The following is a 26,112-nucleotide window of genomic DNA, read 5'->3' as shown; positions in this document are numbered from 1 at the left end:
CGCTGATGTAAACAAAGACTTGCATTCCGGCTCTGCGCATTAATTGCGCTGTAGCGCCCGGGCAAACCCTGCTCAGACCTTGAAGCTAGCCGCGCTCGCTGACGCCGGCCGATTCGAAGCTGGCCATCTCGGCCAAGATGCGGCAGGCGGAATGCAACAAAGGCCAAGCCAGCGCGGCGCCGGAACCTTCGCCCAGACGCAAACCCAGGTCCAGCAAAGGCTGGGCCTGCAGGGCTTCCAGCATCAGGTGGTGGCCGCTTTCCATCGAGCGGTGGGCAAACACGCAGCGTTGCAGAACCGCCGGCTGCAGCTTGGCCGCCACCAGCACCGCGCTGCTGGCGATAAAGCCATCCACCACGATGACGCGCCGCTCCAGCGCCGCTTGCAGCACCGCGCCCACCATCATGGCGATCTCGAAGCCGCCCATGGCAGCCAAGGCTTGCAAGGGTTCAGTGGCGCCAGCGTGATGCTGCAAAACGCCGCTCAAGACCTCGATCTTGCGGGTCAAGGCTGCATCATCCAGGCCCGTGCCACGGCCGGCGCAGCGCTCGATCGGCAGGTTTTGCAGTCGTGCCAGCAACAAGGCCGCGCTGGAGGTGTTGCCAATGCCCATCTCACCCAGCAGCAGGGCATTGCCGGCGGTCTCTGCCAGAATGCGCCGGCCTTGGCGTATGGCCTCGCTGCATTGCTCGGCGCTCATGGCCGCTTGCGTGGAACTGTCGGCCGTGCCTCGGCCCAGCTTGGCTTGAATCAAGCCGGTGCGTGGGCTGAAGTCATGGGCCACGCCGGCATCCACCACGGTGAGCGCCAGGCCATGCTGGCGCGCCAGTACGCTGACGGCGGCGCCGCCGGCGAGAAAGTTCTCCACCATTTGCCAGGTCACATCGCTGGGGTAGGCCGAAACACCGCGCGCCGCCAGGCCGTGGTCAGCGGCAAACACCATCAGCTGCGGCTCGCGCAGTTGCGGGGTTTCGCTGCCCAGAATCAGGCCCAGGCGCAGCATCAGCGCCTCCAATTGGCCGAGCGCGCCCAGCGGTTTGGTCTTGCCGTCGATGCGGCGCTGCAGCGCCTCGGCCAAGGCGGGCTCGTCGATGGGCGGGATGTGGGGGATCAAAGCGTTGAATGAAGAGCTAAATGGGGTCAGGTCTTGCATGGTGGCGATTCAGTCTGAACTGTTCTTGAAATAGTTTTGGAAGGCGGCCAGGACTTGGCGGGCGCCGCGTTCAATCGCGCTAGGCCCTGGCGCCAGGATGTCGGCCGATTTGATTTCCATCAAGTGGGCGCCGAGTTCGGCAAAGCCAGGGCGAGCCAGCACCTTGTCCGGCACAAAGCGTTTGCCGCACCAGCTGCCCAAGATCAGCTCGGGCCTGCGCGCCAGAATGTCCTCAGCGCTGACAATGCGCTGCTTGGCGAAGCCGGCGCGCGACTGTTCGGCAAACACATCCTGGCCGCCGGCCAGGGTAATGATTTCACTGACCCAGCCGATGCCGCAGATCATCGGCTCGTCCCATTCCTCGAAATAGACGCGCGGCCGGCGAGGCAGCAGGCGGCCGGCGGCGGCAATTTCGTATTGAGTTTGCTGCAGTTGTGAGCAAAGGCTTTCCGCCTGCTCCTGGCGATTCACCAAAGCGCCGAGTTGCCGCACCATGCCGTGGATGCCGGCCAGGTCGCGGTGGTCAAACAGCAGCGTGGCCAAGCCGGCGGCTTCACATTCGGCCAAGAGTGGCTTTTGCAGGTCTGAGAAACCAATCACCAGATCCGGCTCGACCGCCAGAATCTTCTCCAGCTTCATGCTGGTGAAGCCGCTGATCTTGGGTTTCTCTTGTCGCGCCCCGGGCGGGTAAACGGTGTAGCCGGAGATGCCGGCGATGTGGTCTTGGGCGCCGAGGCGGTAGAGGATGTCCACCGCTTCGGTGGACAAGCAGGCGATGCGTTGCGGAGTCTTTACTGTCATGGCTGGGCTCCTTGCTCGTTCAATAAGCCCATCAACACGCCGGGCTCGAAATGGGTTTCGATGTAGTCGGCCAAGCCCTCGAACACGCCGTCCAAACTTTGCACCTGGGCGCCGAACAAGGCTTGCATCACATTGGCTTGTTCAAACAAGCCGTGGGCGTACCAGCCCAGAACCGAGCCCGCTTGCCAGCCTATGGCCTCGCCCGCATCGTTGTGCAAGGTGATGGCAGCAGGCGCCAGGCTGGGGTGTTGCACGGTGCGGCCGTGGTGGATTTCATAACCTTCGGCTTCAACGTGGCTGAGCGCCGCCCAAGGCCCGGTCAACTCACCGAAGCGCACCTGAGAGGGCCGCAGCAATTTGTCGCGCTCAAACTGTGTGACCAGCGGCAGCAGGCCCAGGCCGGGCGCATTGCCGTCCAGCTGATGCGGGTCCAAGAGGCTTTCGCCCAGCATCTGCAGGCCACCGCAAATGCCCAGCACCGGCTTGCCGGCGGCGGCATGTTGGGCGATGGCCAAATCGAGTTGCTGCGCGCGCAGCCAGGCCAGATCGGCGGCCACCGCCTTGGAGCCCGGCAGGATGATCCAATCTGCCGCGTTCAACTGGGCGGGCGTGCGCGCCCAAGTCAGGCGCACACCGGGCAGGCTGCGCAGCGGCTGGAACTCGTCCAGATTGGACAAACGGGGGTAGGCCACGATGGCGATGTGCAGCCCGGCGCCGCCGCTGGGTGCGTCATCGAACACGCCGTCTTCTTCCGGCAGGCCGTGGCCGCGCCACATCGGCAAGACCGCCACGGTCGGCACCCCGGTCAAGGCTTGCAACTGCTCGGGCCCGGGTGCCAACAGGCTGGCATCGCCACGAAAGCGGTTCAGCACATAACCTTTGATCAAGGCGCGCTCATGCGCCGGCAGCAATTGATGCGTGCCGAACAAATGGGCAAAAGCACCGCCGCGGTCGATGTCGGTCACCAGCAGGCAAGCGGCGTTTACTTCCAGCGCGGTACGCATATTGACGTAATCACTGCTGTGCAGATTGATTTCGGCCGGCGAGCCCGCGCCTTCGATCACCACCACATCGTTCTCCGCCATCAGCGCAAGCAGGGCCGGCTTGGCGCTCAACCAGAGCTTTTCGCTGCGTTCGCGCCAAGGCGTGTGCGTCAATTCGCTGTCGACCTCGCCCAGCACGATCACTTGCGAGGCCGTGTCTTTCTCAGGCTTGAGCAGCACCGGGTTCATGCGCACCTCGGGCGTGCGCTGCGCGGCCAGGGCCTGGAAGTACTGGGCGCTGCCGATCTCACCCATGCGGCCGTTCAGGCCTGGCACCACTCGGGCGTTATTGCTCATGTTCTGCGCCTTATAGGGCGCGACCTTGAGCCCTTGGCGGGCGTAGTAGCGGCACAAGGCCGTGGCCAGCCAGCTTTTGCCGGCACCGCTGGTCGTGCCCAGCACCATCACGGCCTTGGCGCTCATGCTTGAATCACTTTCTGCAGCGCAAGCTGCGATGAAGGGGGCAGGGTGGCGATGCGCATCCAGCCGGGTAGGCCAAAAGAGCTGGCGTCGCGCAGCTTGATGCCATGGCCGCGCAAGTCGGGCAAGGCCTGGGGTGGGCTCGCCAGCCAAAAGGGCGTGCAGCTGTCTTCTTGCTGCCAGCCCAAGTCGGCGAGCATTTGGCGTTGCTGCTGGCCCCAGCTTCTGAGTTGCTCGCGCGACTCGGCCAGCCAGGCCTGAATTTCGGGCCGCTGCCACTGCAGCAGCAAGACCTGACCCTCGGTCGACAAGACCCAGCTGGAGGCCAAATCGTTCAGCTTCTGGCTCAGCTTTTGATGGAGCGGGCTGGCGTCGGATGGCGCCAACAAATAAGCCGCCCGCACACCGGTATGGCCCAGCGCTTTGTTCGGGCAATGCAGCTGCCAGCAGCGGCTGGGGATGAGGGGGCCTGCGCCGCTCAGGCGCAAAGGTTCGTAGGCGCGATCGACCACGGTCAGCGCGGCGCCTGCGCTGATGGCTTCGAGTGCTTCGCTGCCGAGGCTGGCGCCCGTGGGATTGCAGGGCTCGCAGATCCAGACCAGCGCTTCGGACTTGGGGGCATCCAGCAGTTCAGCAACCTTGGCATAGCGGCGCAGCGTCAAACCCAGGGCCAGCGCCGCCGCCGCATAGTCACCAAAGCCGGGTTCGAGCACCCAGACCTCGCGCAGGCCCAACAGAAGAGCGGCCAAGCTGATGCGCCGTATCGCCTCGGCGCCGCCGGCAGTGGGCAAGACTTGGGCGGGCTCCACGCCATGTGCTGCCGCCAAGTGCTCACGCAAGCGGCGGTACTGCGGATCGGGGTAGCGGCGCCGGTCTGCCGCTTGCAGCGCTTCGACGAGCGAGCCCGGCGGCGGAAGCGGGTTGGCATTGGTCGAGAAGTCGTGCAACACGGCCGGGCCGCTGTCCGTGCCGCCATGAAGGATCGTGCTCATGCCGGCAGCCTCAAACTCAATGCTGCGAATGCCAGCAAGAACGCCGAGCCCAACATGGCGCGCCGGGCCAGGCTTGCGGCCAGCAAGAGGTCGCCGCTCAGCGGCGCATTTCCCTCGGCATTGAGGGCATACACCCCCGGCTTGGCCAGCCGAAGATTCAGGCGAAGCGCCATCGCCGCCATCGGCCAGCCGCTATTGGGCGAGGGTGTGCGACGCGCCTCGGTGATCAGGCGCAGCAAGGCTTGTGGGCGCAGGCCTATCAGCGCCAAGGCGGTGATGCGCGCCGGAATCCAGGACAAGACATCGTCGGCGCGCGCCGTCCATTTGCCGAACCACTCGCGGTGGTCGCGGTAGCCCCACATCGCATCGGCCGTGTTGGCAAAACGGTAGAGCGCCGCACCCGGCAGGCCGGCGATGGCAAACCAAAACAGCGGCGCGATCACCGAATCATTCAGGTTCTCGGCCAGGGTCTCGATGGCCGCCTCGCGTACGGCGGTCTCATCAAGGGCGGAGGTGTCGCGGCTGACCAGGCGGGCCAGTTGGCTGCGACCGGCGGCCAGCGATTCCCCGAGCGCACGCTCCACCGCCAGTACTTCATCGACCAACATGGCCCAAGCCAGCAAAGGCTTCATCAGCAGGCCCAGCAAAAGCGCAGAGCCCAGTAGGGCCGACCAAGAGGACCAAGGCTGCAGCCCATGGATCAAGGCCAGTTCCAGGCTCAGTGCCAACGCGGCAGTCATCAGCGCGCCGAACAGCCAGACCAAGGCGCCGCCTAGAAACGCCTGGGCCGGGGGCATGGCGCTGAGCCTTGCGCCAAACAGGTCCAGATAGCGCCCCATGCCGACCACCGGGTGGCACCAGACCGGCGGCTCGCCCAGCAGGCGATCCACCAGCAAGGCGATGCCCATCGCCAGCGGTAACAAGAGTGCCATCAAGGCCGGGCCTGCTTTCTCAATCTTCGATGCCGCGTTGTGCCGGCACGCCCGCCTTGAAGTGATGCTTGACCAGCGTCATCTCGGTGACGGTGTCGGCCAACTCGATCAGCTCGTCCGGCGCGTTACGTCCGGTCAGCACCACATGCACATGGGCGGGGCGCTCGCGCAATGCTTGCAGCACCGGCTCCAGCGGCAACCAGCCATAGCGCAGCGGGTACATGATCTCGTCCAGCACCACCAGAAAATGCTCGCCCGCGGCAATCGTCGCGGCCGCACGCGCCCAGCCGTCGCGGGCCAGCTGGGCGCTGTGCTCCAGATCCTTGCTCTTCCAGCTGAAACCATCGCCCAGGCCCTCGATCGGAACACCGAGCTGCTCGAACATGCGGTGCTCGCCGAAACGGGCGCTGGGCACCTTCATGAATTGATAGATCTTGACGGCCTTGCCGCGGCCGTGCGCGCGCAGCGCCAGGCCGAAGGCGGCGGTGCTCTTGCCTTTGCCGTCGCCGGTGTGGACCAGGATCAGGCCGCGGCGTTCGGCCGTGGGGATGACGCGTTCGCGGTCGACTGGGGGGTTCTCGATTTCCATGGCTTTTCTTTGAAGGTTTCAGCTCAAGTCGGCGGGCGCGCTCTCTTCGTGCGCCGGCCAACGGTCGGTATAAAACATCTCGTCCAAGGGGCGCGCATGGCGCCAGCCTTCCATCTCCAACATGGGGGCGGGATAAAAGCTGTCCACGGGGCCCAGGCAAAGCAGGCCGAGTGCCAATGCTCCGGCAGGCAAGTGCAGCAGGGCGGCCACTTCAGCGGGGTCAAACATCGACACCCAGCCCAGGCCCAGGTTCTCAGCGCGGGCGGCCAACCAAAGGTTTTGCACCACGCAGCCGACCGAGGCCAAGACCATTTCACGCGGCAGGGTGCGGCGGCCGAAGAGGGTGCCGTCGTCCGGCGCCAGCACGATGACCCACAACTCGGCGCAGTCTTGCATGCCTTCGACCTTCAGGCGCAGGAATTCTTCGCGGCGCTCGTTCAAGGCCTCGGCCGTGGCCTGACGCTCTCGCTCGACGGCAAGTGCCAGTGCTTGCCTCAACTCGGGGCTGCTGATGCGCAGCAGCCGCCAGGGTTGGCTCAGCCCCACCGAAGGGGCTTGGTGGGCGGCTTGCAACAAGCGCTGGACTTGCTCAGGCTCGACGCGGCTCCCGGCCTTGAAATGCCGGGTGTCTCGGCGCAGCGCCATCAGCTCATAGACGCTGGCGCGCTCTTCCGGGCTGAACTGGTGTTGGGGCCGATGCTGCATGGAGTTCTCGCGGCCCTTGCGCTCAGGCCTTCACAGCGGGTTGCTGTGCAAAGAACGCGGCCACCGCAGTCGGATTGGACGGGAAGTAGTGGTGGATATAGCTGGCCCGTAGCGAGCCTTGCCGGTAGAGCGCCTCGGCGGTGCGGCCACCATTCGGGTTCTCGGCCGTGGCGATGGCGTGCAGGGGTGTGCCCAGCGTCGAGTAGTGAAAGCTGTGGCCGCGCAGCAGCCCCTCGGGCCAGGCAATAGCTTGCAGCCCCAGGGCCGCCAATTTGCTTTGCATGCGGGCCGTGCCGGGCATGGCACCGGCCATCACATGCGCCTGACCCTCGGCGTCGATCAACTGGTCCAGCAAGCACAGCATGCCGCCGCATTCGGCCAGCAGCGGCTTGCCGGCTTGCAAGTGCTGACGCAAATCGGCGAAGAAGCTCGGATGCTGGCGCAGGGTTTGCGCATGCAGTTCTGGGTAGCCGCCAGGCAGCCAGAGCGCATCGCATTCAGGCAAGACCTGACCCTGTAGCGGCGAGAAGAACTGCAGCACAGCGCCGAGCGCCCGCAAGCAGTCCAAATTTGCAGGGTAGATGAAGCTGAAGGCGGCGTCTTGGGCCACGGCGATGCGGCGCCCGGCCAGGGCCTGCGGCTGGGCTTCCGCGTACGGGGAAGCAGCGTTCTCGAAGCTGACGCGCGGGAACTCAAACTCGGGCTCCAGGGCCTGTGCCAAGTGCTCGGCCCAGGCGTCCAATTGGGCGTCCAGCTCCGGCAGCTCCAAGGCCTGCACCAGACCCAGATGACGCTCGGGCAAGCTCAAGTGCTCATTGCGCACCAGGGCTGCCATCAGCGGCAGTTCGGGCGGCAGGCCTTGCGCCACCATCTTGCCGTGGGCTGCGCTGCCGACGCGATTGGCCACCATGCCGCAGACCTTCACATCGGGGCGGAAGCGTTGCAAACCGGTGGCGAGGGCGGCAAAGGTCTGCGCCATGCTTGATGCGTCGATGACGGCCAGCACTGGCAGGCCAAAAGCAGCGGCCAGATCGGCGCTGCTCGGGTCGCCGTCGAACAAGCCCATCACCCCTTCGACCAAGATCAGGTCGGCACTGGCGGCGGCCTCGGCCAGCAGCCCACGGCAATGGTCCAGGCCGCCCATGAAGAGGTCTAACTGATAAACCGGATGGCCGCTGGCGCGCTCCAGAATCATCGGGTCCAGATAGTCGGGCCCGGTCTTGAAGACACGCACTTTGCGCCCCAAGCGGCGCTGCCAGCGCGCGATGGCCGCGGTGACGCTGGTCTTGCCGGAGCCGGAGGAGGGCGCGCTGATCATCAGCGCCTGGCATTCAGTCATGGGAACGAGCTTTCAGGGGCAAGACATTGCTGGCTAGGGCGGCCGGCTGTGTAGAGGGGATGGCTGCCGATGCCGAAGGCGCGGGTGCACCGGGCAGGGCCAGCCATTGGCCTTGCAACTCGATCAGTTGCAGGCGATGGTCGAAGACTTCTTGCAAAGCCTCTCGGGTGGCCGCCTCGGCCGGGCGGCCGCAATGGCGCAGGCGGCCCTCGCTCATCACCACCAGCCAGTCGGCCTGCAAGGCGATATTGAGTTCATGCAGCACGCTGATGACGCTGTGACCCTGGGCCACTTCGCCGCGCACGATCTGCAGCCAGTCGGCCTGGTGCGGCGGGTCCAGATGAGCCAGTGGCTCATCCATCATCAAGACCTGGGCTTGGACGGCCAAGGCGCGCGCCAGCAGCACCCGCTGTCGCTCACCGCCGGAGAGTTGGCCGAGCGAGCGGCAGCGCCAGTCCCAGCACTGGGTTTGCTGCATGGCTTGGCGCACTGCCGCATGGTCACTGGCGCTAGGTGGTGCCAGCCATGCGCGGTGCGGCAGACGGCCCAGCATGACGACGTCTTGCGCGCTCAGGTCCTCGCCACTGGCCTCGTTCTGGCCTAACCAGGCCAAGGCACGGGCTCTTGCCTTGGTGGGCCAGTCTTGAAGAGGGCGATCCAGCAAGTTGATCTGCCCCAGGCTGGGGATCAGGCCGGTGAGTGCGCGCAGCAAGGTGGACTTGCCCGCGCCATTGGGGCCGACGATGGCGGTCCAGCGCGCGAGCGGTAGGTCCAGCGCGATGCGGTGCAGCACCGGCTGGCCTTGCAAGCTGGCACTGAGTTCGTGGCAGCGCAGCGCGGCGCTGGCGCCGGCCTCGGTGTGTTGTTCGGGGCGCGTGCTCATGAAGACCTCCGGCCGCGTTGACGGTGCATCAGGCGCAGCAGATAGCCGCCGCCCAGAATCGCGGTGATGACGCCCACCGGCAACTCCTGCGGCGCAATCAAGCAGCGCGACAGAATATCGGCGCTCAGCAGCAGCAGCCCGCCGGCGCAGGCCGACAGCAGCAGCAATTTGCCATGGGTGGCTGGGCAGAGATTGCGCACCAGATGCGGGGCGACCAGGCCGACAAAAGCGATCATGCCGGTCTGCGCCACGGCGGTGCCCGTGGCCAGCGCGAAGGCCAGAATCAACACCACCCGCACCAGGCTCAGGCGAACGCCCAGCGACTGCGCGGTGGACTCGCCCAGCGTCAGCGCGTCCAGCGCCTGGCTGCCGCCCAGGGCCACGGCCAGGCTCAGGCCCAAGACCGCGCTCATCAGGATCACACTGTTCCAGCCCAAAAAGCCGGTGGTGCCCAAGACAAAGGCCTGCATGGTGCGCAGGATGTCGGGGTTGCTCAGATTGATCAGATCGGTGATGGCGCCCAGCACCACGCCGACGACCACGCCGGCCAGCAGCAGGCGCAGCGTGTGCTCCACGCCGCGTGCCATCATCAAAGCCAGCGAGACGCCGGCCAGGGTGCCGATGAAAGCGGCGCCGGTGAGGCCCAAGCGTTCCAGCCAGGCCATGCCCATTGGTGAGCCGCCCAGCAAGGCCAGCGCAATGCCTACGCCCAGGCGCGCTCCTGCGGCGCTGCCTAGCAAATAGGGGTCGGCCAGCGGATTGCGAAACAGGCCTTGGGTGATGGCCCCTGCTAAACCGAGCAGGGCGCCGGCCGTCCAGGCGCCGGCCGAGCGGGGCAGGCGAATCTGCCAGAGGATCTGGTCGGCCATAGCTGCATCCACATCCACCCAAGTGAAGGCCAGGCCGGTGCTGCCGACGGCTACGCCCAGCATCAGCGCCAAGACGCTGCACAGAGCCAAGCCGGCCAGCAGTGGCCAGGCTTGCAAAGGCGTGCTGCCCAGCGGTTTCATGGCCGGTTCGGGCTGGCGTTGCCCAGCTCCCGCAGGCAGCGGGCCATGATCTGAGCCGCTTCGCCCATGCGAGGGCCAGGTCTTGCCATCACATCGCTTTGCTCGGCGTCAAAGACGCAGACGCGCTTATTGGCGATGGCCGGAATGCGGTCCCAACCGGGGCGCTGGTACAGACCGTCGACATTGCGCTTGCCGATCATGATCAGCTGCGGCTTGGCGCGCACCACATACTCGGGGCTGATCTTGGGAAAGGGCCCCATCTCGGGCGTGATGATGTTGCGGCCGCCCAGCCTCGTCAGCGTCTCGCCCATGAAAGAGGACGGGCCGGCCGCATAGGGCGAGCGGTCGATCTCGTAATAGACCAAGGTGCCCCGCGCTTGCGGCGGAATGCTTTGCGCGGCGGCGCCCACACTGGCGTCGATGCGGCGCCAGATGGCCTGGGCATCGCTGATCTGCAGCAACTGCCCCAGGGTATTCAGCACTCTTTGCACATCGGCGTAGGAGCGGGTTTCCAGCGTCACCACGGTCAGGCCCAGGCTGCGCAGGCGGTCACTGACCCGCGAGGACGGCGCCAGCAGCACCACATCGGGTTTCAGCGAGACGATGGTCTCGACCTGGGTGTCGTCCAGGCCCCCCAGCTTGGGCAGGCGGTTCACCTGGGCGGGAAAGTTGGAGTAGCGGTCCACGCCGACCAGCTTGTCGCAGGCGCCGAGTTCGCAGATGGTTTCGGTCAGCGAGGGCAGCAGGGTGACGATGCGCTGCGGCGGCTTGGTCCATTGGGTGGTCTGGCCGAGGTCGTCTTTGATGTCGACCCGGCTTTGCGCTGCGGCTGCTGCGCTCAGCAGGCCGCAGGCCAACCAAGCCAGACTTTGTTGAATCAGCGTCATGGTGGTGTTGATCTTCATGGATGAGCCTCTTGAGACTCGGGTCTGGCTTCCACCGGGCGTGTCCAGGCTTGGCCGGCCACCATCAGCGTCAATTGCGCACAGCGCGCCGCCACGGCCTGGTTCAAGCGCCCCAGTTCGTCCACATAAAAACGCGACTCGCGGCTCATCGGCGAGACGCCCCAGCCCACCTCGTTGGAGACGAAGAGCACCGGGGAGCTGAGCTTGGGCAGCAGCTCAGTCAAGGACTGCAGCTCGCGCCGCCAGCCCTCCAGATCGGGCTGATTGCTCATCGGCATCAGCCAATTGGTCAGCCAAAGCGTCAGGCAATCCACCAGCAGGAGCCGACCAGGGGCAGCGTTAGCCAGCAAGGCGCGCGACAGGCTCAGCGGCACTTCAACCGTGTCAAAGCCCGCCGGCCGGTCGGCCTGGTGGCGCGCAATGCGCGCTTGCATTTCCTCGTCAAAAGCAAGCGCCGTGGCCAGCACCGTCACGCGGTGCGCGGTGTCGCGCTGCAGCCAGTCTTGCGCCAGGCGCTCCGCCTGGCGCGACTTGCCGCTGCGTTGACCGCCAACGATCAGATGGTGTTGATGCGCTGGGGTGCTGGTCATGGCGGCTCGCTCTTGGCTCGAGGGGAGGTTTACAGCGAGGGGCTGTAGCGCAGGCCGATGAAGACGGTGCGTGGAGATTGGGCGTAACCCCCGGCCGTCTGGTAGACCTTGTTCAGCACATTGTCCAGATTGAACTGCAGGCGCAGATCGCGACTCAGCTTGAACTGCGCATCCAGATTGAAGACCTCATAACCGGCCAGGGGCTTGGTGTTGGCAGCATCGTCAAAACGCTGGCCCGAGGCCTGAACGCCGGCGCCCAGATTCCACGCGCCCAAATTGACGTCGGCATGCAGGGTGCCGAACTGTTTGGAGCGACGCGCCAGCAGCTTTTCGTTCTTGCGATTGATTGGATTCTGCAGATCCAGGGAGCCCGTCAGGCTGAAGATGCCCAGTTGGGTGCTGCCTTGCAAGCTGAGGCCTTGCAGCCGCGCTTCGTCCACGTTTTGATAGCAGCCGAAGTTGCTTTTGCAAGTGCCGGCTTCGCCAAAAATGATCAGGTCCTTGACCAGATTGCGGTAGACGGTGGCCGATAACTCATGCTCGCCGCTGGCGAACTTCAGTCCGAATTCGAGGTTACGGCCTTTTTCTGGCTCCAGTTCCTTGACGCCGGCCTGCTTCAGATTGGGACCGTAGATGCTGCCGCGCTGGTATAGCGTGGGCGCGCGGAAGGCATTGCCAACCGAGCCCACCAATCGCAGCGTTTCGGTGACTCGGTAGCCGGCGGCAAGGGTGCCGGTGTTGACGCCGCCGAATTGGCTGTCTTCATCATGGCGGCCATGCACTTGCAAGCTGGCAGGGCCGGAGTTCCAGAGCCAGCCCAGGGCGATGCCTTTTTGATTGCGCTCGTCGAGGCCTGGCGTTGCGGTTTGCGAAAGGCCGGAGTTTTCCAGCCGGTCTTCGCGGCGCTCCAAGATGAAGTTCAGCTGGTTGTTCTTGCTGAACTCGTAGGAGCCATTCAAGGCCAGATTGCGAATCCGCGTATCGGATACATAGGGCGAGGGCTTGGTCTCGTAGCGCTCGCTCGACTGGCCAAAGCTCAGCTGTGTTTGCAGGGCCGGCAGCCACTGGGCATTCCAACTCAGGTTGGCGGCTTTCGTGTCTTGGATGCTGTGGTCGTCGTTATTGGGCTTGGCCTTGGACGCGTCGTACTGGGCATCTGCATGGCTGCTCAGCACCATCAACTCCAGGCGCTGCTCGGCGTTGAATTGGGCACCGAGTCTGGCCTTGGCATTGTGGTTGCGGTAGCCGTCTCTATCGGGCACGTAGCCGAAGCTGCCGGGCAGGTCGAGGGTGGCGTTGAAGCCGTCGCTGCGCTCATCGGCGAAGCTGGCGCTGTAGTCAAAAATGCCAGCGCTGCCGTAGATGCCGGCGTCCAGCTTGCGGGTGGCCAGGTTGCCAAAGCCGGCGCCGAGGTCCAGCTGCGGTGCGCCATTGCCCTTGCGGGTGAAGATTTGCACCACGCCGCCCACGGCGTCCGAGCCGTAGATGGCACTGGCGGGGCCTTTCAAGACTTCCACGCGCTCGATCTGAGCCAGTGGCAGGGCTTGCCAGCTGGCGCCGCCGGTCGACTGAGAGTCGACGCGCACGCCGTCAATCATCACCACGGTGTGGCGGGTATCGGCGCCGCGCAGGAACAGGCTGGTGTTGGAGCCAGGTCCGCCATTGCGGACCATTTCGGCGCAGCCGTTATTGCGCAGCAAATCGGCAATGCCGCCAAAGGCTTGCTTCTCAATCTCGGCACGGGTCAGCACCGTCATGTCAGCCAAGACATTGCTGAGGCGCATGGGTGAGCGGGTGGCAGTGACCACCACGGAATCCAGCTTGTTGGGGCCGGGCTGGGCCATCACGGGGGCTTGGATGGCGGTGGCGATAAGGGCCAGGGCGAAGGGAGCTGCGGCGAAGGAGGTCGCGGAAGCGGAGGGGCGGACGGAGCGCCAGATAGGAGAGGTCATGAAAATGCAGGAAGCAAAAACAACCAGGATTCAGCTCACCCGCTGAATTCCTGTGGAACGGATTGCCGCTAGCTCTTGTGGAGTGTGCGGCGCACCACGTTGTTGGCCGGTATCCGGGCTGGTGGAGGCGAGGCCTGTGTCCTTCCCAGCGCATAAAAAAGCGCCAGTGGAGCGATGACAGGTCTTGGAACGCTGGAGTGCGATCCGTCCACTTACCGTTGCGGGGACAGCTCAGGTTGGGTTTGCTTCGTGGAAGCGCACCGTTCTGATTCCCGTTTAACTGCACAAGCATGAATGCTTGCACGAGCACCAACAGCTGGGGATTCTAGCGGGTGCTTGGCGTGGCCTTGGGTGCTTGCGCCGGTTTTGTCGCTTCTTTGCCCGCGGGCTGAGGCTCAGCCTTCTTGGCGGGCTTGGGCGCCTGTGGGGCTTTGGGCGGCTTAGGGGCCTGAGCGGGTTTCGGACCGCTGGCCGCAATGACGGCAGGGATGGGCTTCAATCCGTCAATGCCGGTCGGCGTGCTCAGATGCTTGCGCGCTTCGGCCTCATGCTTGAGGCGCGCCTTCTCCAGCCCCTGGGCGCGCTTGAAGTCGGCAGCGGCACGGTCTTTGGCTGCTTGCGTTTGCGCTGCGCTGGGTTGGTCGTACTCCACCGTCATTTCACTGGCGCGCAAGCTGCTGGGGCAGGGTGAGTCTCGCAGGTCACGGCCTTCGGGGCCGCATCGATAGACGGTGCTGGTTCGAGCCTGGGTTTGGGCCGCCAACTGCTGTGCTCCGCCTGACAAGAGCAGGCAGGTGATCAGTAAATGGACGGCACCGGGCTTCACGAGGACTTGTCCTGAGCGCTTGTGGGCTCGCTGGTTGGTGGGTTTGCGCCGACGGTAGGCGCAGGCTTGGGCGGCTTTGGCCGCGGCGGCTTGGCGTGAATCTTGGTGAGCGCCTTGTCCATTTGGCCGGACAACATCAGCTCAACCGCGTCCATCGATTTGGCGATGCAGTCTTCGACATCCTGGCGTTCTTTCAGCGGCGGCTTGCGCAGCACATAGCCGGCAACTTCACTCTTGATGCCGGGGTGGCCAATGCCCAGGCGCAGTCGCCAGAAGTTGGCGGAGCCGAGTTGGGCTTGCATGTCTTTCAAGCCGTTGTGGCCACCATTGCCGCCGCCTTGCTTGAACTTCATCTCGCCCGGTAGCAGGTCCAGTTCATCGTGAATGGCGAGAATTTCTTCCGGCGCAATCTTGAAGAAACGCGCCAGTGGCGCCACCGCTTTGCCGGACAGGTTCATGAAGGTCATGGGCTGCAAGAGCCAGATCGGACCCGCAGCCCCCGGCGCGTTGTTGACGCGTGCGCACAGGCCGTAATAGTTGCGCTCCACCTGCAGCGAAGCACCGAGCTTGCGCGCCAGCGTGTCTATCCACCAGAAACCGGCGTTATGCCGGGTATCTTCATATTCAGGGCCCGGGTTACCGAGGCCAACAAAAAGTCGAATCATGTGCGGAGTTTAGGTGGAGCAAAAGGGCTTGGCACGCGCTTGTCGCTCAAAAATGGCGTGCAGAGCAAAGGCACCTCGGCATGTCTTGGCACTGATTTGGCCTTTGCTGACCGGCGGGTGCCAAGCGTCGCCGGGGGCGTAATTCCGCTCCTGTCCCCCGCCGTCACCCTTCGGGCGCCGGCTCCTCCTTTACCTCGCGGAATCACGCCCCCGACGCCACTCGGCAGTTCCAGCGATGTGCGTCCGCCTCGAAGTCGCACGTCCGTTCTGGATCAGGACGCTTGGGGGCTTTACGACGCGAGGTAAAGGAGGAACCCTGGGCGCTAGCCCGGGGTGGGGGACTGAGTTCGGACTCAAGGCGTCCTGAGGACGGCTTGAGCCTAGCGAAGGGCTGGTCCGCTGGACCGGGCAGGAGCGGCGTGAAGCCCCCGAGTGGACTGATTACCGCTAAGCCAAGGCCTGCATAGTGACGATAAGCGTTCGTTGATTGAAAAGGCTGAGCAAAAAAAAGGCCCCGCATCGCAGGGCCTTCTTGTTCTGAGTCGACGCCGTCGCGTCGCTCAGAGAGGAGCAGAAGAATTACTTCTTGCCCTTCTTCTTGCCCTTGCCGTCGTCGGCAGGAGCAGCAGCGGCCACGATCACTTCTTCAGCGACGGGCTCAACAGGAGTAGCCACCACGGGGTTCGGCTTGCCGTGGGTCACAACCTTGATGCCGGCAGGCAGCTTCAGGTCGTTCACGTGCACCGAGTGACCCTTGGTCAGGCCGCTCAGGTCCACTTCGATGAACTCAGGCAGTTGCTGAGCCAGGCAAGTGATCAGCAGTTCGGTGATGACGTGGTTGACCGTGCAAGAGTCGGTCTTGACGGCGACCGAAGTCTCTTCGCCCACGAAGTGCAAAGGCACCTTCTTGGTGATCTTGGTGGTGCCGTCAACGCGCTGGAAGTCAGCGTGCAGAACTTGCGGCTTGTAGGGGTGCAGTTGGAAGTCGCGCAACAGAACTTGCGAGACCACGCCGTTCAGTTCCATCTCGAGGATGGTGCTGTGGAAGGCTTCCTTCTTCAGCGCGTAGAACAGGGCGTTGTGGTCCAGTTCGATATTGGCGGGTTCGCCTGCGCCGAACACGACGGCAGGAACGCGGCCAGCAATGCGCAGGCGGCGGCTCGCTCCGGTCCCCTGCAACTTGCGGTCAAAAGCTGTGAATTTCATAGTGACTCCAAAAAGGCTGAACAGCCTTTCGGCTGTTCATGGATTTGAGCGCCCGCGACCAGGCTGCTCGGTGAATTGCGATCTTGCGATCGCAAATTTTTAAAAATTGTTGTTTTGCTCAGAGAAGAGCGAAGTGACCGACTCACCATCGGAAATCCGGCGGATCGTCTCGGCGAACAAGAAGGCCACCGACAGTTGACGGATCTTGCCGCAGGCCTTGGCGGCGTCGCTCAGAGGAATGGTGTTGGTGATCACCACTTCGTCGAGCTGAGACTTGGAAATGCGCTCAATCGCCGGGCCCGACAGAATCGGGTGGGTGCAATAAGCGAACACGCTCTTGGCACCGCGGTCTTTCAGCACTTCAGCGGCCTTCACCAAGGTGCCGGCGGTGTCGATCATGTCGTCCATGATGACGCAGTTGCGGCCATCGATTTCACCGATGACGTGCATCACTTCAGAAACGTTGGCGGCTGGGCGACGCTTGTCGATGATGGCCAGATCGCAACCGAGTTGCTTGGCCAGGGCGCGTGCGCGCACAACACCACCGACGTCGGGGCTGACCACCACCAGATTGGAATAGTTGCGGGCTTTCAGGTCCGACAGCAACACCGGCGAGGCGTAGATGTTGTCGACCGGGATGTTGAAGAAGCCTTGAATCTGGTCGGCGTGCAAGTCCATGGTCAGCACGCGCTCGACGCCGACTTTTTCCAGCAGATCGGCAACGACCTTGGCCGAAATAGGCACGCGGGTGGAGCGGGGGCGGCGGTCCTGACGGGCGTAACCGTAGTAAGGGATCACGGCGGTGATGCGGCGAGCGCTGGCGCGCTTCAGGGCATCGACCATGATCAACAGTTCCATCAGGTTCTCGTTGGTCGGCGCGCAAGTGGGCTGAACCACGAAGACATCGCGAGCGCGGACGTTTTGTTGAATCTCGACGGTGACTTCACCATCGGAGAAACGACCGACCACAGCCTTGCCCAGGTCGAGACCCAGGTGCGTAGCGATTTCTTGGGAGAGAACCGGATTGGAGTTGCCGGTGAACAGGACGGTATTGAGCAGCACGGGCCATCCCTTTATCTGAGAAGGACCCGTGGCCAGCCAGCGTGTCCGGGTGATGTCTTACGACGAAAAAATTTGGCAGGGGAAGAAGGATTCGAACCTTCGCATGCTGGAATCAAAATCCAGTGCCTTAACCAACTTGGCGACTCCCCTACACAGGACACTGCAGAGCTGCAGCACCCTATAACTTGCATGTCATTTCTGACTCAGTTTGTGGCCCAGCCCTGAAGCGGGTGCCTGTCCAAACTGCGGCATATTCTACCAGTCCATCCCTGCGGAATTTCGAAGGGCAAAGCCGTTTGTGCGACTATTGACTGGTGTGAATCACCTAAATTTTTTCCTTCACGATTCCGAGCATTCACTCGGGCAAACACCGCGCTGCCTGATCCTGTCATTCGGCTATTGCCAAATGCGTTCTCTAACATTTGCAGTGCTTGCACTACCTCAGGGCAGCTTGCTTCGGCAGGTTTTTGAAGATCGTTTCGACCCCAAATTCCTTCATTGCTTTCAACAAGTCTTGCGATCCCTTCGGCATCCAAACTAATTGCTTCAACTTCGTTTGACTCAGCATTCTCTGCTTTGTCTTGCTCGTTTTTGTGAGCGTTTCTGAGAATTGATTTGTGTGCAGGAAAGCCCGCTACTATAGCCACAGAATTTGATCTTGCCAAGAGGGGGCTCGAAAATATTTTCTGAGTGGCGATGCTTTCATTCGGTTTCAGCACGGCCAAGGTGAGTGGAGGCAGTTCGATCGGATGCAAGATTTCGCCGATGCCTTCGACAAAGGCGTGGCTGCCGCCCAAGAAAAACGGCACATCGGCGCCCAGCTTCAAGCCCAGGGGCAAAAGGCGAGAGAGTGGCCAGTTCAATTGCCACAGGCGATTCAGGGCCAGCAAGGTGGAGGCGGCATCGGAGGAGCCTCCGCCCATGCCGGCGCCCGCAGGCAGGCGCTTCTCGATGTGGATGTCAGCGCCGAAGCTGCAGCCGCTTTCGCTTTGTAGGAGCTTGGCTGCGCGCAGGCACAAATCATCGGGCGGCAGGGCGTCGCCTTGATCGTGGCGGGCCAGAGCGCCATCACTGCGGCGCTCGAAGTGCAAGGTGTCGGCCCAATCGATCAGGGCAAAGATCGATTGCAGGAGGTGGTAGCCGTCAGGGCGTTTGCCCACCACATGCAAAAACAAATTGAGCTTGGCCGGGGCCGGGACGTCGTAGATCGCAAGCATTGCGGCAACAGGTACAGAAAAGAGTTTCAGTTGGAAGATTCGATGCGGGCGCGCAGTGTTACTGAGGGCTCGCTGGAGCGATGCGCGAGGATCAGTCCCTCGCCTTGCTTGGACAGGTCGATGCGCCAGCCCAGTTGTTCAAAACCGGTACCTGGGTTCAGGTCTTGGCTGGGTGCTTGCGGCCAGGGGCGACCGCGCAGCCAGTCGAACAAGGCGGCCACGGGAATCGCCTCGCCCAGCAACTCGCGCGTCAGCTCATCCAGCGTGGCGAAAGTGCGCTCGGAGTCTGGCGTTTGCAGCATCACATCGCCCTCGCGCCAGCTAGCACGCGCCACCAGGCTGCCCAGCGGCGTGCTCAGCTCGAGTTGCCCGGCGGCGGGGCTGCCGGTCAGCTCAAATCCGGCGTTACCGCCCGAGGCGCGGCCGCTGCTGCCGGCGACTTGAACGCTGAGGCGGCCGCTCAGGCGCACATCGCCTTCGTTGAGCGAGGGGGCAGGCTTGGGCGCCAAGTTGGCGCAAGCGCTCAAGCACAAGGCCAGGCAGGCTGATGCCCAGCGGCGCGAGAGCCGGGGGCTGAGCTTCATGGCGCGGCCTTCAGTCGTTTGAGGGTTTCGCGCAGCGCTTCGTTCTTGGGCTCTCGTGTCAGACCTTCTTGCCAAACGCGCTTGGCTTCGCTTTGTTCGCCGCTGACCCACAAGACTTCGCCAAGATGGGCGGCAATCTCTGCGTCGGGCCTTGCGGCGTAGGCCTTGCGCAAGAGGCGCAGCGACTCGGGATGGTTGCCCAAGCGGTATTCCACCCAGCCCATGCTGTCCAGAATGAAGGGCTCGCTGGGCACAAAGCTGAGGGCCTTGGCAATCAACTCGCGCGCTTCCGGCAGACGAATACTGCGCTCGGCCAGCGAATAGCCCAGGGCGTTGTAGGCGTGGTGGTGATCGGGCTTGATGACGATCACGCGCTTGAGTAGGGTCTCCATTTCATCCAGGCGCCCGAGCTTTTCCGCCATCATCGATTGTTCATAGATCAGGTCCGGGTCGTCCGGTAAGCGCTCGTTGGCCTTGGCCAAGACCTCGTAAGCGGCCTTCCATTGCTGCATGTCGCGCAGCAGCTGCGACTCCGCAATCAGCTTGGCGCGCAGCTCTTCGGGGTTGGATTCGGGCAGGGCTTGCAGTAATTTGCGTGCTTCATTGAGCTGGCCTTGGCGGGCCAACAAGGACGCGCGGCGGTAGCGGGTTTCGATCTGGCGCTGCGGCGCGTCAACCTTGATCAGCCAGGCTTCTGCGCCTTTCAAGTCGCCGCGCATTTCGGCCGCTTGGGCCAGCATCAACCAGGCTTGTTGGTGTGCTTCGTTGTTGTTGGCGGCTTCAGCCTCGCCGGCGGCGTCAGGCGAAGTGGCTGGCGTGCTGTCCAAGAGCCGCAGATATTCGCGCAAGGCCTTTTCTGCGGCCTCGGGGTGTTTGAGGTCCAACTCCAGCGAGCCCAGTGCGAACCAGGCCGAGCTGGTCGTGGGCGCGCTTTCGGTGACGCTGCGGAACTGATGCGCGGCTTCGGCCGGGCGTTGCGCGCGAGCCAGCGCTCGACCATAGGCCAGACGCAGCAGGTGGTTGCCGGGGTTGGCGTTCAGGCGTGTTTGGACCAAGGCTTCGGCCTCGGGCTCGCTGGGCATCAAGTCCAGCGCCATTTGCATGGCGTCGTCGGACTCGGGTACGAGTTTCAGCAGCTCGCGTGTTTGCTCCAAGGAACGGCGGGTCTCGCCTGCATTGGCATAAAACCTGGCCAGCACGACCTGCGCGATTTCGCGGGTCTGAGGGCTTTGAGGAGCTTGTGCATTGGCGCGCAACAGCGGCTCCATGGCCCGAAGTACCTGCTTGGGCTCGGCGGCACGCTGGAACAGACGAGGCAGGGAGGCCAGCACTCCGGCGCGTTGCTCAGCGGGAGATATCTCCAGCAAAGAGCGCAGCACCTCCGGCACATCGGCCGGTCGATTCAACAAGGCCAGCAGCTGGATCACCATCTGATGGGCGGCTTGAGACTTGGGCTTGGCATCGCGCCAGGCCTTGGCCGCGATCAGGGCTTGGTCGCCGGCGCGGGCTTGCAGGGCGATATTGATGACGCGTTGAAACAGCTCGTCATCACCGGTGCGGCGGGCCGCGTCCAGCAGCACCTGAAAAGCCACGCCCGGCTGGCCGCTGCGCAATTCCATCTCGCCCACCAGCAATTGGTAGAAGAGTGGTGCGTCCATGGCCGAGTTGCGTACAGCTTCTGGTGCTGAAGCGGCGGCTGACGCTGCCGCCGCTGGCGCGGGCACGGCCGCAGGCAAGGTATTGGCCAATGCCGTGGTCGCGCTGATCAAGGCTGCAGCCAGCGTTGCAATCGTCAACGCTGGGCTGCGGCGAAAAAACTCGGGCATGAAAGCTCCTGCATCTATCAATACTTCTTGCGCCGACACGGGAGTGCCAAACGAGTGGGCATTCTGCCCCGATATCATCCGGCCATGCCTGAGCTCCCCGAAGTTGAAGTCACTCGCCTCTCGTTTGCCAGCGCCATCGAGGGCGCCAGCGTCCTGCAGGCGCGCCTGGGCAAGCCGCTGCGCTGGCCGCTGGGTTTGGCGGCTGAGCGCCTGCAAGGAGCGCGGGTCGGTGCGGTCTTGCGCCGTGGCAAATACCTTTGGGTGCCGGTCTCAAAGCCCGAGCCCAGTGGCGGCTTGCTGCTGCATCTGGGCATGTCCGGTTCGCTGGCCTTCAGTGCGCCGGGTGTGGCGGGTGAAGCCGGGCCGCATGATCACTTCGATTTATTGACCGACCGCGGCTTGCTGCGCCTGACCGATCCGCGCCGCTTTGGCGCTGTCGTGTGGTCAGAGGCCTTGGCGGCGCCGGCAGCGGCCAAGCTGCTGGCGGGCTTAGGCCTGGAGCCTTTTGACGAGCGCTTTGATGGCGCGCATCTGCATGCGGGCCTCAGCGGGCGCAAGGTGGCGATCAAACAGGCTTTGTTGGCCGGCGACATCGTGGTAGGCGCCGGCAATATCTACGCTTGCGAAGCCTTGTTTCTGGCTGGTGTTGACCCGCGCCTGCCGGCCGGCAAGCTCAGCCGCCCGCGCGCCGAGCGCTTGGCTCGTGCGGTGCGTGGCGTTTTGGCGCAAGCGCTGGATGCCGGGGGCAGCACCTTGCGCGACTTCAAGGATGCCCATGGCGTGGCCGGCAGTTTTCAGATGCAGGCGCGTGTTTACGGCCGGGAAGGCCAGCCCTGCTTGACTTGCGGCAGCCCGGTTCGGCGCATCGTTCAGGGCCAGCGGTCCACCTTTTTCTGCCCCCAATGTCAAAAGAGATAGAGCTTCCTCTGCAGTTCGCGCCCACCTTGGTGGCCTGGCAGCGCCGCTTTGGCCGGCACAGCTTGCCCTGGCAGAACACCCGCGACCCGTACCGGGTTTGGTTGTCGGAAATCATGCTGCAGCAGACCCAAGTCACGACCGTGCTGGGCTATTACCAGCGCTTTCTTGAGCGCTTTCCCACCGTCAGTGATTTGGGGGCAGCCACGCTGGACGAAGTGCTCGCCATGTGGGCAGGCCTGGGCTACTACAGCCGGGCGCGCAATCTGCATGCCTGCGCGCAGGCCGTGCGCGAGCAGCATGGCGGCGAGTTCCCTCGCACAGCGGCGGCGCTGCAAGAGTTGCCTGGCATCGGGCGCTCGACTGCAGCGGCGATCGCGGCTTTTTGTTTTGCCGAGCGGGTGGCGATTCTGGACGGTAACGTCAAGCGCGTGCTGACACGCTTGCTGGCGTTTGACGGTGATATGGCCAGCAGTGCCCAGGAGAAAAAACTTTGGGCCTTGGCCACCGAGTTGCTGCCGCCGGAACAAGACATGGTGGCTTACACCCAGGGCGTGATGGACCTGGGCTCGGGCGTGTGCACGCCGCGTTCGCCGCAATGCTTGTTGTGCCCGGTGAGCGAGTTGTGCCGGGGGCGCGAGCAGGGCGAACCCACCAAGTTTCCGGTCAAGACCAAGAAGCTCAAGCGCAGCCAGCGCGAGAACTGGTGGCTTTGGCTGGAGCATGAGGGTCAGGTCTTGCTGCAGCAGCGGCCGGCCAAGGGCGTCTGGGCCGGGCTTTGGAGCTTGCCCTTGTTTGATGACGAGGCGGCGCTGCAGGCTGCGGCCCAAGGCTTGGATCTCGGTCAAGGTCCGGGCCAGGGTCTGGAAACCATGCCGCGCATCCAACATGCCTTGACCCATTTCGACTGGACCTTGCATACCCAACGCGCCGAGCTTCAGCGCCGACCTGCTGACGCTCAGTTCCATGGAAAATGGGTCGCCCGCGAGCGCCTCGCGGACTATGCCTTGCCGGCACCTTTGAAAAAGATGATTCAGGCTTGAGCCGCGACACACTTTTGGAAGCACGTCCATGAACGCAAGTCTGAAATCGACCATTGAATCGGGCCTGGTGGCTCTGTTGGCCGCTGCCTGCTGCCTCTGGTTTTTGATCTCAGCGGCTCAAGAGACGGAGCCGCTGGTGCCGTTGATCGTGCTCTTGTCTTTCGGCTTGGCAGGCTGCTTGGCGGCCCACTGGGCGTTTATGGGCATTGTGGTCAAGCGCACCGGCCGGCCCTTGCTCTTGTGGCTGCCTTTTGTGGTCATCCTGGAGCCTGTGGGCACGGCGGTCTTGCTGGCCTTGATCGCCTCGAGTGAAAAAGACTCGGCCTTGCAGGCGTCGGCCCAGCAGCCGGAGCGCTTTTGAGGCGCAACTGTCGAAAAAACGCATAAGCAAACAAGAAAGCGTTGTTTAGAAAATCTAGGGTTAACACTTACATTGCGAAGGCGCCAACAAGAGCGTGCAGTTGAAAACACCTTTCTCAATGAACCCTGCTTTCTCGCCGACCTGGGCCACAGCCGCCCCGTCGCGCCATGAGTTTCTTTTGAACTCTGTTTCCTTCTCCATCCAGTCTTCGCGACTCATTTCGGCCGTCTCACGAATGTGTTGATGCCCGCAGGCGAACACGCCTGATCGATCGCAGCAGGGGCGAGCCCAACTGGGCACGCCTTCTTCCAGCTCAGTCTGCGATCACTCCCTCCTACCTTTCTTTGCCTTGATACCGGCTCGGGTGCATTGCCCTGAGCGGGGCTCGCATGCTTAGGCCCAAAACTGGGCCTCTCACCCTTTTTCTCATTCAAACATCATGCTGAAACCATCAGTTCTGGCCGCTGCATTGGCCGCCGCTTTCTTGCCCGCCACCTTCTTCAGCGCTCAGGCGCAATCCACGTCAGCGAATCCGCAAGACGGCGCAGCCCGACTCGAGCGCATCACCGTGACCGGCTCCAACATCTTGAGCACCCAGCGCGAAGGCGCCAATCCGGTGCAGGTCTTGTCTGCCAAGGACATTGCCGCCAGCGGCAAAACCAGCTTGCCTGAATTGCTGCGCGCCATCACCGCCAACAGCGGCAATAGTTTTAACGAGCAGTTCACCGGCAGCTTCTCTGCCGGCACGGCGGGCCTGTCCTTGCGCGGCCTGGGTCAGCAAAACACCTTGGTGCTGGTGAACGGCCGGCGCGTGGCGCCCTATGCCACCGCGCAAAACATGCAAGAGGTGTTCTCCGACCTGAACAGCTTGCCGCTGGCAGCCGTGCGGCGCATCGAGGTCTTGAAGGATGGCGCCTCGGCCTTGTATGGCTCGGACGCCATTGCCGGTGTCGTCAACATCTTGCTGTACGAGGATTTCCAGGGCACGGAAGTGCGAGCCGGCCTGGGCAGTTCTACCGAGGGCACGGGGCAGCGCGAGCGCAGCCTGGAGTTGCGCCACGGCTTTGGTGATTTGCAGGCCGACCGATTCAATCTGAGCCTGAGCTTTGATGCCCTCAAGCGGGATCGCCTGGATCAAAGCCAGGTCAGCTGGTTGCGCGACAACGACTTCCGCAGCGAAGGTGGCGGCACCCTGGCTTGGGTGGCCACCAATTACTTGGGTAGCGACCCGACCAACAAGCTGGGCGGCGAACAAGGTCCGCTCAAGCTGGTCAATTACGGCGACATCAGCCCCGGCAAGACCGGCACGGTGCTGGCCTACAACCCGGCGCAGTTCAAGACGCTGATTCCGGGCGTGGAGCGCTATCACGCCTCGGCGCGCGGCACTTTGCGCATTCATGAGAACCTGGATGCTTTTGCCGAGGTCTTGCTCGGAAAGTCGCGAGCGGAATTGATCTTCTCGGCGCCCTTGTCGGTCTCCAGCAGCTTGCGCGCCTGGAACAACAAAACGCAGTCTCTCGACACCATTTCGGTGGTTCTGCCCAAGGACCCCCCCAACTACCCCGGCAGCGGCTCCAATGTGTTGACTGCGACCCTGTTCGACCTGGGGCCGCGCATGAAGCAAGACTCGGTGCAGTTCCAGCGCCTGCTGGTGGGCGCGCGCGGCACGGCGGGTGAGTGGGACTGGGATGCCTCCTTGTTGCAGTCCAGCAGCCGCATGCGCGAAACGGCGCAGAACTTCGGCAACCGCTTTGAGTTCGAGCGGGCGCTGAAGTCGGGCAGCTACAACTTTGCCGATCAAAGCCAGAACAGCGAAGCGCAGCGCGAGGCCTTGCGCCTGTCCACCCTGCGCCCGGCCGAGACCGAGCTGTACTCGTTTGACGCCAATGCCTCGACCGAGCTCTTCCAACTGCCCGCCGGTGCACTGGGCTTTGCGGCTGGTTTGCAACTGCGCCATGAGCGCATGGATTCGCGCACCTCAGACGCGGTGCTGAGCGGCACCGAGCTGCGCCCGGCCATCAACATCATTCAAGGCTCGCGCCGCGTCAGCGCCGCCTATGCGGAGTTGAATGCGCCCTTGTTGAAGACCTTGACCTTGAATGTGGCGGGGCGCCTCGACCATTACAGCGACTTCGGCGCCGCCTTCTCGCCCAAGGCCAGCCTTCGCTATCAGCCGACCGCATGGTTGGTGCTGCGCGGCAATGCCTCGCAGGGCTTCCGCGCGCCTTCTTTGCCCGAGAACACGCAGAGCACCGGCGTTAGCTATGGTTCGGTGGTGGACCCACGGGACCCAATTTCACCCACCGTGGCGCGAGGCGTGACCAATCTGACGTCTGCCAATCCTTCGCTCAAGCCCGAGCGTTCGCGCAATTTCAACTTTGGCATCGTGGTCTCGCCGGATGCGCAGACCAGCTTTGGTATCGACTACTTCAATATCAAACAGAAAGATTTGATCGACACCGAAACCGCCAAGTACATCGTCGACAACGAGAAGAACCTGCCCGGCCGCATCGTGCGCGATGAGCAAGGGCGCATTGTCTCCATCACCCGGCAGTTCAAGAACCAAGGCGAACGCACTGTCTCTGGCTTCGACATCGAAGCCAGCCGCAGCTTTGCGCTGGGGCATTTGGGGCAGTTGAAGCTCAAGGCGGGCTTGAGTCGCTTGCTGCAATTCAAGGCCGCGCCAAGTGAAGGGGAAGCTCCGATCAACGGCGCCGGTAGCAATGAGTTTGGCTCCTTGCCGGCCTGGCGCAGTGTGGCCAGCGTGAACTGGGCCGTGGGTGACTGGACCAGCACGCTGACCTGGAACCATGTGGGCGGCTACACCCAGACCTACCGCCCCTCGGAGGCCTTTGCCGAGTCGGTCAAGAGCATCAACACGCTGGACTTGAATGTGGATTGGCAGATCTCGCCGCGCTTTGTGGCCACAGCCACGCTGCAAAACCTCAGCAACAGCCGCCTGCCTTGGGATGCCTCCACCGGCACCTTTGACGGCAGCCAAGGTGATCCGCGTGGCCGCTTCCTGGGCTTGAAGGCGCAGTACAAGTTCTGAGCGGCCCCAATCGCCGAGTGAATGAAAAAGGGCGTGTCCGC

24 protein-coding genes, 1 tRNA gene and 1 riboswitch are annotated in these 26,112 nt (G+C 63.4%); of the genes, 4 read left to right on the top strand and 21 right to left on the bottom strand.

Going from position 1 to position 26,112, the window contains the following annotated elements; translation table 11 throughout:
* Positions 1 to 85 precede the first annotated feature (85 nt).
* From cobT to LNV06_RS08955, 21 genes are all read right to left on the bottom strand, one after another.
* Positions 86 to 1,153 carry a nicotinate-nucleotide--dimethylbenzimidazole phosphoribosyltransferase gene (gene cobT / locus LNV06_RS09055; protein ID WP_263537930.1) on the bottom strand — a complete coding sequence of 356 codons (1,068 nt, stop codon included), beginning with the start codon at positions 1,151 to 1,153 and terminating at the stop codon, positions 86 to 88.
* Positions 1,154 to 1,162: 9 nt separating this feature from the next.
* Positions 1,163 to 1,954 (bottom strand): ABC transporter substrate-binding protein, encoded by a 792-nt coding sequence (locus LNV06_RS09050; protein ID WP_263537929.1) that lies wholly within the window; start codon positions 1,952 to 1,954, stop codon positions 1,163 to 1,165.
* Entirely contained in the window at positions 1,951 to 3,420 is a 1,470-nt protein-coding gene (locus LNV06_RS09045) for a cobyric acid synthase (RefSeq protein ID WP_263537928.1), read from the bottom strand. The genes LNV06_RS09050 and LNV06_RS09045 overlap by 4 nt, the downstream gene beginning before the upstream one ends.
* Positions 3,417 to 4,409: an aminotransferase class I/II-fold pyridoxal phosphate-dependent enzyme gene (locus LNV06_RS09040; RefSeq protein ID WP_263537927.1), complete on the bottom strand. Its 993-nt coding sequence runs from the start codon at positions 4,407 to 4,409 to the stop codon at positions 3,417 to 3,419. Before LNV06_RS09040 ends, LNV06_RS09045 begins: the two co-directional genes overlap by 4 nt.
* On the bottom strand, positions 4,406 to 5,341 hold the full coding sequence (gene cbiB, locus LNV06_RS09035) for an adenosylcobinamide-phosphate synthase CbiB (protein WP_263537926.1): 936 nt from the start codon (positions 5,339 to 5,341) through the stop codon (positions 4,406 to 4,408). Before cbiB ends, LNV06_RS09040 begins: the two co-directional genes overlap by 4 nt.
* A 19-nt stretch (positions 5,342 to 5,360) precedes the next feature.
* A complete protein-coding gene (cobO, locus tag LNV06_RS09030; protein ID WP_263537925.1) occupies positions 5,361 to 5,930 on the bottom strand; it encodes a cob(I)yrinic acid a,c-diamide adenosyltransferase in 570 nt (189 codons plus the stop codon).
* 18 nt (positions 5,931 to 5,948) lie between these two features.
* A complete protein-coding gene (gene bluB / locus LNV06_RS09025; protein WP_263537924.1) occupies positions 5,949 to 6,635 on the bottom strand; it encodes a 5,6-dimethylbenzimidazole synthase in 687 nt (228 codons plus the stop codon).
* A 22-nt stretch (positions 6,636 to 6,657) separates the two neighbouring features.
* Positions 6,658 to 7,974 (bottom strand): cobyrinic acid a,c-diamide synthase CobB, encoded by a 1,317-nt coding sequence (locus tag LNV06_RS09020; RefSeq protein ID WP_263537923.1) that lies wholly within the window; start codon positions 7,972 to 7,974, stop codon positions 6,658 to 6,660.
* Positions 7,967 to 8,857, bottom strand: coding sequence for an ABC transporter ATP-binding protein (locus LNV06_RS09015; protein WP_263537922.1), 891 nt, complete (start codon positions 8,855 to 8,857; stop codon positions 7,967 to 7,969). Before LNV06_RS09015 ends, LNV06_RS09020 begins: the two co-directional genes overlap by 8 nt.
* Positions 8,854 to 9,867 carry a FecCD family ABC transporter permease gene (locus LNV06_RS09010; RefSeq protein ID WP_263537921.1) on the bottom strand — a complete coding sequence of 338 codons (1,014 nt, stop codon included), beginning with the start codon at positions 9,865 to 9,867 and terminating at the stop codon, positions 8,854 to 8,856. Before LNV06_RS09010 ends, LNV06_RS09015 begins: the two co-directional genes overlap by 4 nt.
* Complete coding sequence (locus LNV06_RS09005; RefSeq protein ID WP_263537920.1) at positions 9,864 to 10,772, bottom strand: ABC transporter substrate-binding protein; 909 nt, start codon at positions 10,770 to 10,772, stop codon at positions 9,864 to 9,866. The genes LNV06_RS09010 and LNV06_RS09005 overlap by 4 nt, the downstream gene beginning before the upstream one ends.
* A complete protein-coding gene (gene cobU / locus LNV06_RS09000; RefSeq protein WP_263537919.1) occupies positions 10,769 to 11,362 on the bottom strand; it encodes a bifunctional adenosylcobinamide kinase/adenosylcobinamide-phosphate guanylyltransferase in 594 nt (197 codons plus the stop codon). Before cobU ends, LNV06_RS09005 begins: the two co-directional genes overlap by 4 nt.
* 29 nt (positions 11,363 to 11,391) lie before the next feature.
* Entirely contained in the window at positions 11,392 to 13,314 is a 1,923-nt protein-coding gene (locus tag LNV06_RS08995) for a TonB-dependent receptor plug domain-containing protein (protein ID WP_263537918.1), read from the bottom strand.
* Positions 13,315 to 13,401: 87 nt separating this feature from the next.
* A riboswitch (cobalamin riboswitch) is annotated at positions 13,402 to 13,643 on the bottom strand.
* The gene (locus LNV06_RS08990) at positions 13,640 to 14,140 is read right to left on the bottom strand and encodes a hypothetical protein (RefSeq protein ID WP_263537917.1); all 501 of its coding nucleotides are present in this window, start codon (positions 14,138 to 14,140) and stop codon (positions 13,640 to 13,642) included. Its footprint overlaps the riboswitch before it by 4 nt.
* On the bottom strand, positions 14,137 to 14,805 hold the full coding sequence (pth, locus tag LNV06_RS08985) for an aminoacyl-tRNA hydrolase (protein ID WP_263537916.1): 669 nt from the start codon (positions 14,803 to 14,805) through the stop codon (positions 14,137 to 14,139). Before pth ends, LNV06_RS08990 begins: the two co-directional genes overlap by 4 nt.
* A 579-nt stretch (positions 14,806 to 15,384) precedes the next feature.
* Positions 15,385 to 16,011 carry a 50S ribosomal protein L25/general stress protein Ctc gene (locus LNV06_RS08980; RefSeq protein WP_263537915.1) on the bottom strand — a complete coding sequence of 209 codons (627 nt, stop codon included), beginning with the start codon at positions 16,009 to 16,011 and terminating at the stop codon, positions 15,385 to 15,387.
* 99 nt (positions 16,012 to 16,110) lie between these two features.
* On the bottom strand, positions 16,111 to 17,073 hold the full coding sequence (locus LNV06_RS08975; RefSeq protein WP_318013463.1) for a ribose-phosphate pyrophosphokinase: 963 nt from the start codon (positions 17,071 to 17,073) through the stop codon (positions 16,111 to 16,113).
* A gap of 73 nt (positions 17,074 to 17,146) precedes the next feature.
* Positions 17,147 to 17,223: transfer RNA gene (locus tag LNV06_RS08970), tRNA-Gln, on the bottom strand.
* Positions 17,224 to 17,276: 53 nt separating this feature from the next.
* The gene (ispE, locus tag LNV06_RS08965) at positions 17,277 to 18,290 is read right to left on the bottom strand and encodes a 4-(cytidine 5'-diphospho)-2-C-methyl-D-erythritol kinase (protein ID WP_263537914.1); all 1,014 of its coding nucleotides are present in this window, start codon (positions 18,288 to 18,290) and stop codon (positions 17,277 to 17,279) included.
* Between the two features lie 26 nt (positions 18,291 to 18,316).
* Positions 18,317 to 18,874, bottom strand: coding sequence for an outer membrane lipoprotein LolB (locus LNV06_RS08960; protein ID WP_263537913.1), 558 nt, complete (start codon positions 18,872 to 18,874; stop codon positions 18,317 to 18,319).
* Entirely contained in the window at positions 18,871 to 20,700 is a 1,830-nt protein-coding gene (locus LNV06_RS08955; RefSeq protein ID WP_263537912.1) for a tetratricopeptide repeat protein, read from the bottom strand. Before LNV06_RS08955 ends, LNV06_RS08960 begins: the two co-directional genes overlap by 4 nt.
* Positions 20,701 to 20,784: 84 nt before the next feature.
* Here LNV06_RS08955 and mutM point away from each other — a divergent pair, with 84 nt between their 5' ends.
* The 4 genes from mutM (at position 20,785) to LNV06_RS08935 (ending at position 26,071) form a co-directional block, all read left to right on the top strand.
* Complete coding sequence (gene mutM / locus LNV06_RS08950) at positions 20,785 to 21,618, top strand: bifunctional DNA-formamidopyrimidine glycosylase/DNA-(apurinic or apyrimidinic site) lyase (RefSeq protein WP_263537911.1); 834 nt, start codon at positions 20,785 to 20,787, stop codon at positions 21,616 to 21,618.
* Complete coding sequence (gene mutY, locus LNV06_RS08945; RefSeq protein WP_263537910.1) at positions 21,603 to 22,658, top strand: A/G-specific adenine glycosylase; 1,056 nt, start codon at positions 21,603 to 21,605, stop codon at positions 22,656 to 22,658. The genes mutM and mutY overlap by 16 nt, the downstream gene beginning before the upstream one ends.
* A 28-nt stretch (positions 22,659 to 22,686) precedes the next feature.
* Complete coding sequence (locus tag LNV06_RS08940; protein ID WP_263537909.1) at positions 22,687 to 23,019, top strand: hypothetical protein; 333 nt, start codon at positions 22,687 to 22,689, stop codon at positions 23,017 to 23,019.
* A 439-nt stretch (positions 23,020 to 23,458) separates the two neighbouring features.
* Positions 23,459 to 26,071 carry a TonB-dependent receptor plug domain-containing protein gene (locus LNV06_RS08935; protein ID WP_263537908.1) on the top strand — a complete coding sequence of 871 codons (2,613 nt, stop codon included), beginning with the start codon at positions 23,459 to 23,461 and terminating at the stop codon, positions 26,069 to 26,071.
* The last annotated feature ends 41 nt before the right edge of the window (positions 26,072 to 26,112 follow it).

The organism is Paucibacter sp. Y2R2-4, assembly GCF_025717535.1.
GTDB lineage: Bacteria > Pseudomonadota > Gammaproteobacteria > Burkholderiales > Burkholderiaceae_C > Paucibacter_A.
This window is presented reverse-complemented; position numbering and strand designations above follow the sequence as displayed.

Coding starts and splice junctions, on each gene's coding strand:
- cobT (WP_263537930.1), bottom strand. CDS start 1,153: ATGCAAGACCTGACCCCATTTAGCTCTTCATTCAACGCTTTGATCCCC.
- LNV06_RS09050 (WP_263537929.1), bottom strand. CDS start 1,954: ATGACAGTAAAGACTCCGCAACGCATCGCCTGCTTGTCCACCGAAGCG.
- LNV06_RS09045 (WP_263537928.1), bottom strand. CDS start 3,420: ATGAGCGCCAAGGCCGTGATGGTGCTGGGCACGACCAGCGGTGCCGGC.
- LNV06_RS09040 (WP_263537927.1), bottom strand. CDS start 4,409: ATGAGCACGATCCTTCATGGCGGCACGGACAGCGGCCCGGCCGTGTTG.
- cbiB (WP_263537926.1), bottom strand. CDS start 5,341: ATGGCACTCTTGTTACCGCTGGCGATGGGCATCGCCTTGCTGGTGGAT.
- cobO (WP_263537925.1), bottom strand. CDS start 5,930: ATGGAAATCGAGAACCCCCCAGTCGACCGCGAACGCGTCATCCCCACG.
- bluB (WP_263537924.1), bottom strand. CDS start 6,635: ATGCAGCATCGGCCCCAACACCAGTTCAGCCCGGAAGAGCGCGCCAGC.
- LNV06_RS09020 (WP_263537923.1), bottom strand. CDS start 7,974: ATGACTGAATGCCAGGCGCTGATGATCAGCGCGCCCTCCTCCGGCTCC.
- LNV06_RS09015 (WP_263537922.1), bottom strand. CDS start 8,857: ATGAGCACGCGCCCCGAACAACACACCGAGGCCGGCGCCAGCGCCGCG.
- LNV06_RS09010 (WP_263537921.1), bottom strand. CDS start 9,867: ATGAAACCGCTGGGCAGCACGCCTTTGCAAGCCTGGCCACTGCTGGCC.
- LNV06_RS09005 (WP_263537920.1), bottom strand. CDS start 10,772: ATGAAGATCAACACCACCATGACGCTGATTCAACAAAGTCTGGCTTGG.
- cobU (WP_263537919.1), bottom strand. CDS start 11,362: ATGACCAGCACCCCAGCGCATCAACACCATCTGATCGTTGGCGGTCAA.
- LNV06_RS08995 (WP_263537918.1), bottom strand. CDS start 13,314: ATGACCTCTCCTATCTGGCGCTCCGTCCGCCCCTCCGCTTCCGCGACC.
- pth (WP_263537916.1), bottom strand. CDS start 14,805: ATGATTCGACTTTTTGTTGGCCTCGGTAACCCGGGCCCTGAATATGAA.
- LNV06_RS08980 (WP_263537915.1), bottom strand. CDS start 16,011: ATGAAATTCACAGCTTTTGACCGCAAGTTGCAGGGGACCGGAGCGAGC.
- ispE (WP_263537914.1), bottom strand. CDS start 18,290: ATGCTTGCGATCTACGACGTCCCGGCCCCGGCCAAGCTCAATTTGTTT.
- LNV06_RS08960 (WP_263537913.1), bottom strand. CDS start 18,874: ATGAAGCTCAGCCCCCGGCTCTCGCGCCGCTGGGCATCAGCCTGCCTG.
- LNV06_RS08955 (WP_263537912.1), bottom strand. CDS start 20,700: ATGCCCGAGTTTTTTCGCCGCAGCCCAGCGTTGACGATTGCAACGCTG.
- mutM (WP_263537911.1), top strand. CDS start 20,785: ATGCCTGAGCTCCCCGAAGTTGAAGTCACTCGCCTCTCGTTTGCCAGC.
- mutY (WP_263537910.1), top strand. CDS start 21,603: ATGTCAAAAGAGATAGAGCTTCCTCTGCAGTTCGCGCCCACCTTGGTG.
- LNV06_RS08940 (WP_263537909.1), top strand. CDS start 22,687: ATGAACGCAAGTCTGAAATCGACCATTGAATCGGGCCTGGTGGCTCTG.
- LNV06_RS08935 (WP_263537908.1), top strand. CDS start 23,459: ATGCTGAAACCATCAGTTCTGGCCGCTGCATTGGCCGCCGCTTTCTTG.